Origin of the sequence: Prosthecobacter fluviatilis, from assembly GCF_042655725.1 — a bacterium.
In the GTDB taxonomy this organism is placed as follows: domain Bacteria; phylum Verrucomicrobiota; class Verrucomicrobiia; order Verrucomicrobiales; family Verrucomicrobiaceae; genus Prosthecobacter; species Prosthecobacter fluviatilis.
In genome coordinates, this window is sequence record NZ_JBHSMQ010000007.1 from 200,444 (window position 1) to 213,225 (window position 12,782).

Genomic DNA, 12,782 nt, shown 5'->3' on the forward strand with positions numbered 1-12,782 from the left:
CAATGCGAGATATTTGGATTTACAACTTTAGCCGATCACCTCAGGCCATTCCGTATGGAACATCTGGCCTTCAGGCTTGTCCGTGCGCTCATAGGTATGAGCACCGAAGAAGTCACGCTGGGCCTGCAGCAGGTTCGCTGGCAGGCGGGCGGCGCGGTAGCTGTCGTAGTAGCCGAGGGAGGCGGAGAAGGCGGGGACGGGGATGCCGTTCAGCGTCGCGATGCTCACCACTTCGCGCCAGTTCTGCTGGGTCTTGCTCAGCACGTCCTTAAAGAACGGGTCGAGCATGAGGTTGGCCAGGTTGGAATTGGTGCGGTAGGCGTCCGTGATGCGGTTGAGGAACTTCGCGCGGATGATGCAGCCCCCGCGCCAGATGGCGGCGATGCGACCCAGGTCGAGGCCCCACTGCTTCTTCTCGCCCATGGTCTTGATGAGGTCCAGACCCTGCGCGTAGGAGATGATTTTGGAGGCGTAGAGGGCATCGTGCACCTTTTTGACGAGCTCCTTCTTGTCCGTGGTGATGTTCACCGTCGGGCCGGTGAGCTGCGTGCTGGCAGCCACGCGCTGCTTCTTCTGGCTGGAAAGAATGCGCGCCTCCACAGCAGCATTGATGGTGCTGATCACCACGGCGTTTTCAGCGGCGTTGAGCAGCGTCCACTGGCCCGTGCCTTTCTGGCCGGCCTTGTCCACAATCAGTTCCACGATGGGCTTGCCGGTCTCAGGATCCTTCTGCTCCAGCGCTTTGCCGGAGATCTGGATGAGATAGCTCAGCAGGTCGCCTTCGTTCCACTCATTGAAGATGGCAGCCATCTCGTCGGTGGTGAATCCCGCGTTCTTGAAGATGTTGTAGGCTTCGCAGATGAGCTGCATGTCGCCGTACTCGATGCCGTTGTGGATCATCTTCACGTAGTGGCCCGCACCGCCGGGGCCGATGTGGATGACGCAGGGCTCGCCGTCCACTTTTGCGGCGATGCTTTCAAAGATCGGCTTCATCACCTCCCAGGTGCTGGCAGGGCCGCCGGGCATGATGGAGGGGCCTTTGCGGGCGCCTTCTTCACCACCGGAAACACCCGCGCCGATGAAGCGCAGTCCCTTGCCGGCGAGGTAGGCGTCACGGCGCTCCGTCGTCTGGTAGAAGCTGTTGCCGCCGTCGATCACGATGTCGTCCTTGTCCAGCAGCGGAATGAGCTGCTCGATCACCGCGTCCACGGCGTCACGGTCGCTGTCCTTCACCGCAGTGGATTTCACCATGATGTGAATCTTGCGCGGCGTGGCCAGGCTCTGCACGAAGTCTTCCAGCGTGTGGCAGCCCACCAGGGCCTTGCCGGGGTGCTTGGCCACGAATTCATCCGTCACGCTCGTGGTGCGGTTAAAGACGCTCACCTGGAAGCCGCGGCTCTCCACGTTGAGAACAAGGTTCTGGCCCATCACTGCGAGGCCGATCAGTCCGAAATCACTTTTTTTGCTCATATTTTGGGGCCGCAGACATAGCCGCCCCCTCCGTCTTGGCAAAGGAGATTTTCCTCATGGCTGGCATGAGCCGGATCGATGGAGGGGGCCCCAAGCCCCTTTGACACGCCAAAAAGAGAGTCCTCAGGGCACTGGCTGCCCCTTGGCTCCGATGCAGTACAGCGAATTCGCCGTTCTCACAAAAAGGCGCTTGTCGCCGATGGCAGGCACCGAGTTCACCGGGCCGTCCAGCTTGCTTGCCGCGATTTTTTCAAACTTTGGCCCCGCTTTGATCACGATCAGGTCCCCCTGCTGGCTGGCGCAGAAAATTTTGCCATCGCCTGCCACCGGGCTGCTGAAAAACTTGGCGCTGCCCTGGCTTCCTTCCACGCGCTCCTCATAGATCACTTTTCCGGTCTTAAACTCCACGCAGCGCATGATGCCGCCATCGCCGAGGAGGTACATCTTGTCGCCAATCACGAGGGGGGAGGGTACGTAGGGCAGCCCTTTGGGGATGTCGAAGGCCACCGGCGTGGGCTTGCCGCTCTTGAGATCCAGAGCCGCGATCTCTTTCACACCGCCGCCCGTGCCGAAGGTGCAGAAGTAGAATTCATCACTCAGCACCCCGGAGCCCAGGCTGCGCTGCTTGTAGCCCGGATTGTGCTGCCAGTTGATCTTGCCGGTCTTGAGCGCGATTCCCATCACACCGCTGCCATTGTCGGCGCAGATCAGCTCCTTGCTCCCGTCTTTCAGTTCATGCACCACCGGGGTGGAGAAAGTGTTGAGGCAGTTGGGGATGTCGAGCTTCCAGGCCTGCTTGCCCGTCTTGGCGTCCAGCGCCACGATGCAGCTCTTCCACTTCTGCTGTTCAGGATCTTCGGTGTACACTTTGCCGTCGCGCTGCCAGTCAAATTCGCTGCGCACGATCATGAGCCCGTCCACAACGACAGGCGAGATGCCGGTGCCGTGCTCGTGGATGTAGTCGGCCACATGGTCGTTGCGCCACACCAGCTTGCCTGTGTGGTCCAGCGCCAGGGCCTGGATGTTGGTGCCGCTGCTCCAGTTGATGTAGATGCGCTCGGCGTCTGCAAAGGCGGAGCTGCTGGCATAGGTGTTGTACGTTTTGTGGATGGGGTGCGGGACGAATTCCTCCTCGTGCCTCCACAGCTCCTTGCCGTCCTTGGCGGACAGCGCGATCACCGCCCGCTTTGTGGCGCCGGTTTCAGCCGTGAAGATCACCATGTCCTGCCACAGCACCGGGGAGGACCATCCCTTTCCGGCGGGCACTTTCCAGAGGGTGGTGCTGTCGTCCACCACGGCAGGCAGGCCGGTGGTTTCAGCCACACCGGAGCCGTTCGGGCCGCGAAAGCGTGACCAGTCCGTGGCGGAAAAAGCGGAAACAGTGCAGAGGGTGAAAAGTGCGAGGGTGAGTTTCATGCGGGCGGATAGAACGCAGATGGTGGGGGAAAAATTGCCGGGACATCCCGGGCTCGGAGGGGAAGGGTGAATTTTAGGCCGTCAGCGCCTCGGGGGCCATGGGGCCGGTCATGGTCAGAGCGGCATGGGCAGGCAGGATTTCTGCAAACATATCTCCTATATGCATGCGCCTCCCGTCTTCTGTCCAGCACGCATTGCTCCTTGAGTGCGGGGCAAAGGTGGCTACTCTGCGCCCCCTTTTCCCCCCAATCCAACCCATGTCCAAGTTCAACATCCTCATCGCCGGCAATAACGACCCCATTTCGAGCAAGGGCATCGACCTGCTCAAGGCGGAGCCGTCCTTCTCCGTCGAGGTGAACATGAATCTCAAGGCCGAAGACGCGATGATCGAGGCCTCGCGCAATGCCCACGCCATCATCGTTCGCAGCGGTGCCAAGGTGACCGCCAAGGTGCTTGAAGCCGCCCCCAATCTCAAAGTCGTGGGCCGCGCCGGCGTCGGCGTGGACAACATCGACGTCCCCGTCGCCTCCAAGCGCGGCGTCGTGGTGATGAACACCCCCGGCGGCAACACCATCTCCACCGCGGAGCAGGCCTTCACCCTCATGATGGCCCTTTCCCGCAAGACCCCCCAGGCACACGCCACCATCGTCGGCGGCAAGTGGGACCGCGCCAAGTTCAAGGGCACCGAAGTCTATGGCAAAACCCTCGTCGTGCTCGGCATGGGCCGCATCGGTGCGGAGTTCGCCAAGCGCGCCAAGGCCTTCGGCATGACCGTCATCGCCTACGACCCCTATCTCTCCAAGAACCGCGCTGAAAGCCTCGGCGTCACCCTCTGCGAGGACCTCGATGCCGCCATCGTGCAGGCGGACTACATCACCATGCACATGCCGCTGACGCCTGACACGAAGCACATGATCAACGCCAAGCGTCTCGGCACCCTCAAGAAGACCTGCCGCATCATCAACTGCGCCCGCGGCGGTCTCATCGACGACGCCGCTCTCGCCCAGGCCCTCACAGACGGCACCATCGCCGGTGCCGCGCTCGACGTCTTTGAAGTCGAGCCCCCGCCCGCCGACTACCCGCTGCTCAGCGCCCCGAACACCGTCTTCACCCCCCACCTCGGTGCCTCCACCGAAGAGGCCCAGGAAAACGTCGGCATCGAAATCGCCGAAGTCATCAAGGCCCACCTCCTCCAGGGTACCGTCGTCAACGCGGTGAACATGCCCAACGTCGACCCCAAGGTGCTCGCCGAGATCGGCCCCTTCCTCAAGTTTGGCGAGCTCCTCGGCCGCCTCGTCTCCCAGTTTGCCCCGGCACGTGCCAACGTCGTCCGTATCAACTACAGCGGCAAGGTCGGCAGCGGCGACACCACCCTCATCTCCCGCGCCGTGCTCAAGGGCTTCCTCGAGCGCGCCGTCGGTGCCGAGCAGGTGAACTACATCAACGCCAACGGCGTCGCTGAAAACCTTGGCATCCGCTTCACCGAAAGCCGCCTCACCGAGCCGAGCGAATTCACCGACCTCATCGAAGTTGTCGCCAAAAACGACAGCGGTGATGCCGCCAGCATCGCAGGCACCTTCTTTGCAGGCGAGCCCCGCATCGTGCGCGTCAACAGCCACCGCATCGAGGCCCGTCCGGAAGGCACGCTGCTCTTCATCGAGAACATCGACCGCCCCGGCATGATCGCCGCGTACAGCACCACCCTCGGCAAGAATCAGGTCAACATTGCCGACATGAGCCTCAGCCGCGACAAGGAGTCTGGCAAGGCCCTGACACTGCTCACGCTCGACTCCACCCCCGGCGCCGAAGTCATCGCCGAGCTCGAAAAGATCCAGGGCATCAGCAAAGTGCACTGCGTCGCCATTTGATCCAGAGCGCCTGCTCAGCACCACTCGCAGACAAGGGGCTCACAGGCCCCTTGTTTTTTTTGGGGTGCGCATCCCCGGTTTTGAAAGCCTGGGCGTAACATGCCGGCGCAGCTCCGCCAGGTGCTGTTCCAGCGGATCGCACGCGGCCCTCTACTTGGCCTTTTTCTTGGTGCCTTTGGCCGGGGTTTTGTCGGCGTCGGGTTTTTCCGCCGGTGTTTCATCCGGCTTGAGGATCACCGGCGGCTTGGGTGCGGGGCCTTCCCAGAGGAAGTGTTCGAGCCGTATCTTGGTGGCACGGTCGCGCGCCTCACTGGCGCGGTCTCCGGGACGTTTGGCGATCTGCTCAGCCAGACGCGCAGCGGCCTCCCACTGGCGTGAGGCTTCCAGCAGGTCAATGCCAAAAAAACCCGCTTTGGAAAACCAGCCGTAGTCAGCCGGGCTGGCGGGCGGGGTCATGTCCGCTGCCCTTAGGACGTTGTAGCACGCTTCCAGGGCTTCCGTGTCGCGTTTGGCATCGTGGTGCACCGTGGCCAGGGTGAAGCCCGCACGGGCTTTCCACATGAAGGGCAGGGAGGCGTCGCTGAGCATGGCGTCCAGGAGGTCTGCTGCGGCATCGAGCTGGGCGGGGTCTGTTTTGCCGAGCAGGAGCAGGAGCTCGGATTTTTCACACAGCGTCATCAGCCGCTGCTCAGCCGGCAGGCCTTTCATGGCCAGGACTTTGTCCAGTACGGCCAGCGCGGCGGCATGGTTTCCATGCAGGCGTTCTGAGAGGGCCTGCTGCCGCCGTGAGGCGATGGCGAGCGGGCCGTTTTTCAAGGCCAGTTCCTCCCAGATTTCGATGGCTCGCTCACGGCCGTCATCACTCATGACCGAGGTCGCCGACATGGCGGCAAAGTACAGCGCGGTGTCTGCCAGCTCGGTGTCGGGGTAATCGCGCGCGATGATCTCGAATTCGGTGCGTGCATTGGCAAAGTCTTCGAGGCGGTAGTACGCCCCGGCGATCTTCATGCGGACTTCGGGGATAAGCGAGCTTTGTGGCCAGAGCTTGATGAATTCGGCCCCTTGGGTGATGAGGGTCTTGAGATCACCGGCGGCGTCGCTCAGCCACAGGCGGGTGTAGAGGACTCGCTGCTGCTGCTGAGGCGGGAGCTCGCCCGGGGCGGCGGTGGCGCTGTCCAGCGCCTTGAGGGCGTCCCCGATGCGTGGCGGAGAGGCGAGCAGGCACCATTCTGCAAGGGCGATGCAGGCGTCTGCAAAGCGTGGGTGCTTGGGGTGGCTGCGAATGAAGCTGCGCAGGGCAGCCTCGGCCTCCGGCTTGCGCTGGGCGGCAAGGAACAGTGCTTTTTCCAGCTCCAGCATGGCGGCCGCGTCTGCGCCTGCCGGGCCTGTGGCAGCATTCGAGATCTGCTCCAGCTGCCCGAGCAGGCTCTGGTACAACGTGAAGTCGCTAGCAGAGATGGCGGCCACGGCGGCATTGAAAAGCGCACGTCGGCGCTCGGTCAGTGTGGTGGCGACGTTGGCAGCATTTTGAAAAAGCTTCAGCGCATCGCCGGGCTGGCCGCTCCGGTAGAGCAGGGCGCCCATCGCGAAATCCACCGGCACGGAGGCGGTGTGAAACTCCTTGTGCCAGGCGTCTGCGAGCGTCCGGACGCGCTCGTCGCTGTGGCGGCTGGAGTAGATCTCCATCGCGAGCTTCATGGCATCGCTGATGCGCGGGTGGCGGGGTTGCAGCTGGATGAGCGCCTCCAGCAGGCTCACGGCCTCGTCATCGCGCTTTTGCAGCGCCAGCCACTGGGCGGTCAGGTAGATGGCATGGCCGCGAAATTCCGCCGTGGCTTCGGCCAGCACAGGGGAGGGGTCGGGCTGCTGCTGGGCGGTGTTTCCGACGGAGACCCAGCGCAGGATGCCTTCCGGAATGGTGCTGCTGGCAGGGATTTCCTGGTGCGCTCGGTTGAGCAGGTCAAAGGCCTCGGTCCACAGTGGGCTGTCTGGCGTGGCATCGAGGAATTTGGTGAGCTGCTCCTGCGCTTCGATGGCCTGGCGCTGCAGCAGCAGGGCCTCCACCTGCAGCAGCTGCGCGGCCTGGTGCAGGCGCTCCCCTCCCTTTGGGGTGGCCAGCAGGGACTGCAGCATCTCTTTTGCGTCTGCGAGCTGCCCGCTTTTCAGCAGGGCTCGTGCACGCAGGTAGCGTGTGGGGGCGTCGTCCTTTCCCGCCGTGGCTGGCAGCACGCTGGCGGTTTTCCCTTCATTGATGGCGATCTCGCTCTGCAAAAGCCGTGCATGGTTCTGCAACGCGGGGTCCGTGCTGGTCAGCAGCGGGTCCAGGGCATCCCGCGCGGCTGCGTTTTCTCCCAGCGTGGCCAGGATCTGTGCGAGCAGCAAAGGCGCACGCGGGTGCCGGGGGGCCGTGCTTTCCTCCGTGAGCACCTGGCGCGCCCCGTTGAGGTCTCCGGTGAGTGCCAGAGCCTGGCCGCGCCAGAAGGGCTCGTCATCCAGATCGTAGGCGTCTGCCAGGGTGAGGATGCGTCCGCCCTCGCCTGCGCGCGTCCACGCTTCGGCCGCAAATGTGGCCAGAGTGCGCGTCTCGACTCGCGTCCAGCCTTTGTTCTTTAGCAGGCGCTCCGCCTTGACGGCGGCCACGCCTGGGAGCCCGTCTGAGAGTGCCTGTCGCGCCGTGACAAACTCTGCCGCCTCCTCCAGCCCTGCTGCGGGCATGGCGGCGGGGAGGGCGAGAAGGGCTGTGGCGAAAAAAAGGCTCCGGGTTTTGGGCATGCGGTGAGGCAGCCTATCTCAGCATTTGGCGCTGGGCAAAGAGGAATGCACCTGCCTCACAGCGCGGACTCTCAAAAAAATCCGGGGCGCATTCCTGCTCCGACGTTTCCGGCCTAAAACTGGTCCAGCAGGTACTTGAGCAGGTCAGTCGTGGTCACGATGCCGACGAGCTTCGTGCCGGACACGATGGGCAGGGCGTGGAAGGTGCCGCCCGCGAGGATCTCTGCCGCTTCGCGCACGCTGCTGGTTTCGGTGAGCGTGACAGGATTCTTCTGCATCACCTGCTCCAGCGTCAGGGTGTGGTCCAGTGTCGCGTCAACGGCGCGCTCGTCAGTCTGAAAGGCGTCGCCAAAGCTGACTCGCAGGATGTCGCTCCAAGAGACGATGCCGATGAGCTGGTCGGCATTCACGACCGGGATGTGATGCACACCGTGCGTGCGGAAAAGCGCCCGCACTTTGGAAATGGGGTCGCCATGGTGTGCGGTGACAACACTGCGGGACATGATGCGGGAGAGGGGTTCGTGATGTTTCATGGTTGGTGATGAACCATGCCGCACTGTGAGTGGCCTGCTCCGCTCTGCTTGGGCATGCGTGGGCGGATGTTGTGCTCCACGCAGCCCTCTGGCTGTCCGGTGGTGGGAGTGCTCAGAGTATCTCCACGACGACCGCGCTGGCATTGTCCTTGCCGGACTCCGCCACGGCGTATTCCACGATGGCTTTGGCGTCGTCTTTGGCCAGCATATCCGCCAGGCGGTGGTCCCAGATGCCGTCGATGACACCGTCGGTGCAAAACAGAAACCGGTCGCCGCTTTCACAGCTCACCGAGCCGATCTGCGGATCGATGAACTGGCGGCCTGCGCCCAGCACCTGCATGAGGATGCTTCTCCTCGGGTGCGTGCGTGCCTGGCGTTCATTGAGCTCACCTTTGCGGCGGAGCCAGCCCACGTAGCTGTGATCATGCGTCAGCTGCTTCATCGGCCCGTCCTTGGGCAGGTAATAGATGCGGCTGTCGCCCACGTGGGCAAAGTGCAGCCACCCCGGGGTGAACCACCCCAGGCTCAGAGTCGCCCCCATGCCACGGCATTCCTCATAGTATCGCCCCAGCTTGAGCAGCTCGGCGTGGATGCGGCTCACCAGTTCCTGCAGCACGTCTCCATGGCCGATGGAGATGTGCTGCGCGGACTGCTTGAAGCTGCGCGGCAGCAGCTGGGTGATCTTTTCCGCCGCGATCTTGCTCGCAAACTCGCCGGACTTCGCGCCGCCCATGCCGTCGCTCACGGCAAAGACGAAGTCGCCACGGTCCAGGCCCGACTCGCCCACTTTGCCGAGATAGCGCACCTCATGGGCGTCAAAGTTCAGGCACAGGAAGGTGTCCTCGTTGTTTTGACGCACACGGCCGGGGTGCGTCATGCCGGACCAGCGCAGCTGGCTTGGGGTTGGTTGGTTCAGGGCTGGGTCGCTCATGCGGCAGGCTTCGGGGGCTCGTCTAGGATGGTTGCGAGCTCGAAATCGATCAGGCAAAACCTGCCGTCAGAAGCACGGTAGGTGATGTTGCGTGCGAAGGCGTCCTCATGGCGCACGCCGTAGTCGCGCTCCAGCTCTCCAAAGAGCTCCTTGATGCGCTTTTCGCTGATGTGGGTGACGATGGAGCCGCAGTTGGTCGTGACGATTTTGAGCTCCTCGGGGTCGGACTCCAGCAGGCGGGGCACGTAGTTGCAGCCGCGTTCTTCGAGCAGCTTGAGCACACGGACCTCGTTCTCAAAGCGCTCACGGGCATGGTGTCCCTTGAACTGCTTGTACACCTTGCCGTCATAGCCTATGTGCACAATGGCGCGGGCGGTGTTCTTGGCTTCTCTCATGGCTTTTTTGGAAGGCCGCATCATCCTGCCTCTCAGCTGCAAGCGCAAGATGTGTCTGACACAGGGCCGCATTGGCGGGCGCGGTGCTGCCTGAAATAAGGCCGCCGGGCAGTGCTAAGCTCATCCTGATCTTCAGGCACTTCTAAGCCTTTGCCGGAAGGTAAAAAATGTCAAAAAACATCTCGCGCGTGGCACAGAACATGCTCACTTAGCCAAGATGCTGCTGCCATTGGAAACGTTTCCGAAGGCTGGAGCAAGACTCAATCCACTCATTCAACCATGGCCAAATACAAACTCGAATACCTCTGGCTGGACGGTTATCAGCCCGTCCGCAACATCCGTGGCAAAACTCAGATCAAGGAGTTCGCCAGCTTTCCAAAGCTGGAAGAGCTGCCAGACTGGGGCTTTGACGGCTCCTCAACCCGTCAGGCGCCTGGTGGCAGCTCTGACTGCGTGTTGAAGCCCGTGGCTGTGTATCCTGACAGCACCCGCAAGAACGGTGCTCTCGTCATGTGCGAAGTTTACAACGCTGATGGCACTCCCCATGATTCCAATGATCGTGCCACCATCCTTGACGATTCCGACACCTGGTTTGGCTTTGAGCAGGAGTACTTCCTCTATCAGGACGGCCGCCCTCTCGGTTTCCCAGAGCACGGCTATCCATCCCCGCAGGGCCCCTACTACACGGGCGTGGGCTACAACAACGTGGGCGACATCGCCCGTCAGATCGTCGAAGAGCACCTCGACATCTGCCTTGACGCTGGCATCAACCACGAAGGCATCAACGCCGAAGTGGCAAAGGGTCAGTGGGAGTTCCAGATCTTCGGCAAAGGCTCCAAGAAAGCCGCTGACGAAATCTGGGTCGCCCGCTACATCCTGGAGCGTCTTTGCGAAAAATACTGCGTTCAGGTCGAGTACCACTGCAAGCCCCTCGGGCCCACAGACTGGAACGGCTCCGGCATGCACTGCAACTTCTCCACCAAGTACATGCGCGAAGTCGGCGGTGAGCCCTACTTCCTCGCCCTCATGGCCCAGTTTGAGAAGAACTGCGCAGAGCACATCGCTGTTTATGGCCCCGACAATCACATGCGCCTGACCGGTCTGCATGAGACTCAGTCCATCGACCAGTTCTCCTGGGGCATCGCTGACCGTGGCGCGTCCATCCGCGTCCCGCACAGCTTCAAGAAAAACGGCTGGAAGGGCTACCTGGAAGACCGCCGTCCAAACAGCCAGGGCAATCCTTACCAGATCGCCTCCCGCGTGCTCAAGACGATCTCCGAAGTGCCGAAGCCCTGATCGGTTTCAGAGTTCTGAACTATCCACGAACGCCGCCTGGAAACAGGCGGCGTTTTTTTGTGGAGGTGAAGAGGGGTAAGTGAGCCGGGCGAAGCGAGTCAAAAGTGAAAAGGGCGCAAGCCGGAAGGTGGTGGTGGAAGGGGAGGGGGAATGGATTTTGGGGGGCTCCTCCGGACACTTTTTACTTTTCGCTTATCCCTTTTCACTTTTCGCGCTACGTGAGGCGTATCTCAAAACCGACCATGCCCACCGAACAAGACATCCGCACCGCCCTTGGCAACGTCCGCTACCCCGGCTTCAGCCGCGACATCATCTCTTTTGGCCTGGTGAAAGGCATCCAGATCGAGGGCAAAAATGTGACCATTGACATCTCCGTGGCCACACGAGACCCCAATATCCCGCGCCTCATCCATGAGCAGGCCACGGAGGCGCTCGGCAAGGTGGCCGGCATCGGCGAGGTCAAGCTCAACTTCGACATCAAGGACCCGCCCGGCGCAGGCGCCACCGCTTCCGACAAGCTGGGCAAATCCAGCATCCCCGGCGTGAAAAAGATCATCGCCGTCGCCTCCGGCAAAGGCGGCGTCGGCAAGAGCACCGTCGCCTCCAATCTCGCCATCGCCCTCGCCCAGAGCGGCCTGCGCGTGGGCCTCTGCGACTGCGACCTCTACGGCCCCAGCATCGCCCACATGTTTGGCACCGACGAGCGCCCCTACCAGAATGACGAGCAGCAGATCGTCCCCATTGAGAAATACGGCGTGCAACTCATCTCCATGGGCTTCCTGCTGGACGACAACTCGCCCGTCATCGTGCGCGGCCCCATCGCCACACGCTACACGCAGCAGTTCCTGCGGCAGGTGGCTTGGGACAACCTCGACGTGCTCGTGCTGGACCTGCCACCGGGCACCGGAGACATTCAGCTCACCATCGTGCAGACCGTCTCGCTGGATGGCGCAGTCATCGTCACCACCCCTCAGGAGGTGGCTCTCATCGACGCCCGCAAGGCCGTCGGCATGTTCCAGAAGGTGAATGTGCCGATCATGGGCATCATCGAAAACATGAGCTACTTCCTCTGCCCCAGCGACGGCCAGGTGTACCACATCTTTGGCAAAGGCGGCGGTGAGCACGAGGCCAAGCGCCTCGGCGTGCCGCTCCTCGGGCAGATCCCCATCGAGATGCACGTGCGCGAATGCGGAGACGAAGGCCACCCCATCGCCCTCGAGGACCCAGCAAAGTCCGCCTCCTCCAAAGCTTTCCGCGAGATCGCCGCAAAGGTGAAGTAGTGCGGGCCATCCTGCCCGCCGAGAAAACGCCCGACACGCACACGATTGCCCCAGCTACCGCTGGCACGTTCGTGCGTGCGTGAATGCGGCGAGGAAAGGCAGCGCTCCCCTGTCTCACAGTCCTTGCAGGACCCAGCGGTCCCGTGGGGCCTGTGCGTCTTGTTTTTGAGCCCTGCGCAGGCTTCCTACGATCATTCTCGCCATTCGCAAAAATTTCTCCCAAGATACGGGAGACTCTGCCGTGATGCCCGCCGAACACACCCACATGAGCGATTCGCACGATCTCTTCCTCGAAACTCTGCAGCGCTACGAGCGGCCCCTCATCCGCTATGCGCATGGTTACACGGGGGATCTGGAGGACGCGCGGGACATCGTGCAGGACGTGTTTGTGAAGCTCAGCCAGCACCTCGCCACCCTCGACCACGAGCGGCTGGCCCCATGGCTTTTCACCGTCTGCCGCAACCGTGCCCTGGACCATCAACGCAAACATCAACGCCTCGTCGTTATGGAAACCGAAACTCTCGACCTCGAAACCTCCGCCGATCCCGCGCCGAATGACGCCATGGAGCAGCGCGAGACAGCCACCGCGCTGCGCGAGCTCATCGAAACTCTCCCCGTGCGCCAGAGGGAGGCCGTGCGGCTCAAGTTCATCGCCGGGCTGGACTACCAGCAGATCAGCGCCGCCATGCAGACCAGCATCGGCAACGTGGGCTACCTCATCCACCACGGCGTGGCCGCGCTGAAGACCAAATGGCAGGCCCATGACCAGCCCGTGCAGGCGGTCAAACTGAAACACGCCATCGCCTAAAAACCCACCCCAT

10 protein-coding genes are annotated in these 12,782 nt (G+C 62.3%); 4 read left to right on the forward strand and 6 right to left on the reverse strand.

Going from position 1 to position 12,782, the window contains the following annotated elements; genetic code table 11:
• Nucleotides 1-27: 27 nt before the first annotated feature.
• Together gnd and ACFQDI_RS18325 are read right to left on the reverse strand one after the other, a co-directional pair.
• Nucleotides 28-1,470, reverse strand: coding sequence for a decarboxylating NADP(+)-dependent phosphogluconate dehydrogenase (gene gnd / locus ACFQDI_RS18320; protein WP_377169484.1), 1,443 nt, complete (start codon nucleotides 1,468-1,470; stop codon nucleotides 28-30).
• Nucleotides 1,471-1,593: 123 nt separating this feature from the next.
• Nucleotides 1,594-2,886 carry an outer membrane protein assembly factor BamB family protein gene (locus ACFQDI_RS18325; RefSeq protein WP_377169486.1) on the reverse strand — a complete coding sequence of 431 codons (1,293 nt, stop codon included), beginning with the start codon at nucleotides 2,884-2,886 and terminating at the stop codon, nucleotides 1,594-1,596.
• Between the two features lie 257 nt (nucleotides 2,887-3,143).
• Here ACFQDI_RS18325 and serA point away from each other — a divergent pair, with 257 nt between their 5' ends.
• Complete coding sequence (serA, locus tag ACFQDI_RS18330) at nucleotides 3,144-4,754, forward strand: phosphoglycerate dehydrogenase (RefSeq protein WP_377169488.1); 1,611 nt, start codon at nucleotides 3,144-3,146, stop codon at nucleotides 4,752-4,754.
• A 150-nt stretch (nucleotides 4,755-4,904) separates the two neighbouring features.
• Here the strand turns inward: serA and ACFQDI_RS18335 are convergent, their stop codons facing one another.
• The 4 genes from ACFQDI_RS18335 to ACFQDI_RS18350 all read right to left on the reverse strand — a co-directional run bounded on the left by ACFQDI_RS18335 (nucleotide 4,905) and on the right by ACFQDI_RS18350 (nucleotide 9,385).
• Nucleotides 4,905-7,526 carry a tetratricopeptide repeat protein gene (locus ACFQDI_RS18335; protein ID WP_377169490.1) on the reverse strand — a complete coding sequence of 874 codons (2,622 nt, stop codon included), beginning with the start codon at nucleotides 7,524-7,526 and terminating at the stop codon, nucleotides 4,905-4,907.
• Between the two features lie 113 nt (nucleotides 7,527-7,639).
• The gene (locus ACFQDI_RS18340) at nucleotides 7,640-8,059 is read right to left on the reverse strand and encodes a CBS domain-containing protein (RefSeq protein WP_377169492.1); all 420 of its coding nucleotides are present in this window, start codon (nucleotides 8,057-8,059) and stop codon (nucleotides 7,640-7,642) included.
• A gap of 112 nt (nucleotides 8,060-8,171) precedes the next feature.
• Nucleotides 8,172-8,990 carry a PP2C family protein-serine/threonine phosphatase gene (locus tag ACFQDI_RS18345; RefSeq protein ID WP_377169495.1) on the reverse strand — a complete coding sequence of 273 codons (819 nt, stop codon included), beginning with the start codon at nucleotides 8,988-8,990 and terminating at the stop codon, nucleotides 8,172-8,174.
• On the reverse strand, nucleotides 8,987-9,385 hold the full coding sequence (locus ACFQDI_RS18350) for a BUD32 family EKC/KEOPS complex subunit (RefSeq protein WP_377169497.1): 399 nt from the start codon (nucleotides 9,383-9,385) through the stop codon (nucleotides 8,987-8,989). The genes ACFQDI_RS18345 and ACFQDI_RS18350 overlap by 4 nt, the downstream gene beginning before the upstream one ends.
• 279 nt (nucleotides 9,386-9,664) lie before the next feature.
• Here ACFQDI_RS18350 and ACFQDI_RS18355 point away from each other — a divergent pair, with 279 nt between their 5' ends.
• The 3 genes from ACFQDI_RS18355 (at nucleotide 9,665) to ACFQDI_RS18365 (ending at nucleotide 12,769) form a co-directional block, all read left to right on the forward strand.
• Nucleotides 9,665-10,681, forward strand: a complete 1,017-nt coding sequence (locus ACFQDI_RS18355; RefSeq protein WP_377169499.1) for a glutamine synthetase beta-grasp domain-containing protein — start codon at nucleotides 9,665-9,667, stop codon at nucleotides 10,679-10,681.
• Between the two features lie 242 nt (nucleotides 10,682-10,923).
• Nucleotides 10,924-11,961, forward strand: coding sequence for an Mrp/NBP35 family ATP-binding protein (locus ACFQDI_RS18360; RefSeq protein WP_377169501.1), 1,038 nt, complete (start codon nucleotides 10,924-10,926; stop codon nucleotides 11,959-11,961).
• A 265-nt stretch (nucleotides 11,962-12,226) separates the two neighbouring features.
• Nucleotides 12,227-12,769, forward strand: coding sequence for an RNA polymerase sigma factor (locus ACFQDI_RS18365; RefSeq protein WP_377169503.1), 543 nt, complete (start codon nucleotides 12,227-12,229; stop codon nucleotides 12,767-12,769).
• Nucleotides 12,770-12,782: the final 13 nt, after the last annotated feature.

Coding starts and splice junctions, on each gene's coding strand:
- serA (WP_377169488.1), top strand. CDS start 3,144: ATGTCCAAGTTCAACATCCTCATCGCCGGCAATAACGACCCCATTTCG.
- ACFQDI_RS18325 (WP_377169486.1), bottom strand. CDS start 2,886: ATGAAACTCACCCTCGCACTTTTCACCCTCTGCACTGTTTCCGCTTTT.
- ACFQDI_RS18335 (WP_377169490.1), bottom strand. CDS start 7,526: ATGCCCAAAACCCGGAGCCTTTTTTTCGCCACAGCCCTTCTCGCCCTC.
- ACFQDI_RS18365 (WP_377169503.1), top strand. CDS start 12,227: ATGAGCGATTCGCACGATCTCTTCCTCGAAACTCTGCAGCGCTACGAG.
- ACFQDI_RS18350 (WP_377169497.1), bottom strand. CDS start 9,385: ATGAGAGAAGCCAAGAACACCGCCCGCGCCATTGTGCACATAGGCTAT.
- ACFQDI_RS18360 (WP_377169501.1), top strand. CDS start 10,924: ATGCCCACCGAACAAGACATCCGCACCGCCCTTGGCAACGTCCGCTAC.
- ACFQDI_RS18355 (WP_377169499.1), top strand. CDS start 9,665: ATGGCCAAATACAAACTCGAATACCTCTGGCTGGACGGTTATCAGCCC.
- ACFQDI_RS18340 (WP_377169492.1), bottom strand. CDS start 8,059: ATGAAACATCACGAACCCCTCTCCCGCATCATGTCCCGCAGTGTTGTC.
- ACFQDI_RS18345 (WP_377169495.1), bottom strand. CDS start 8,990: ATGAGCGACCCAGCCCTGAACCAACCAACCCCAAGCCAGCTGCGCTGG.
- gnd (WP_377169484.1), bottom strand. CDS start 1,470: ATGAGCAAAAAAAGTGATTTCGGACTGATCGGCCTCGCAGTGATGGGC.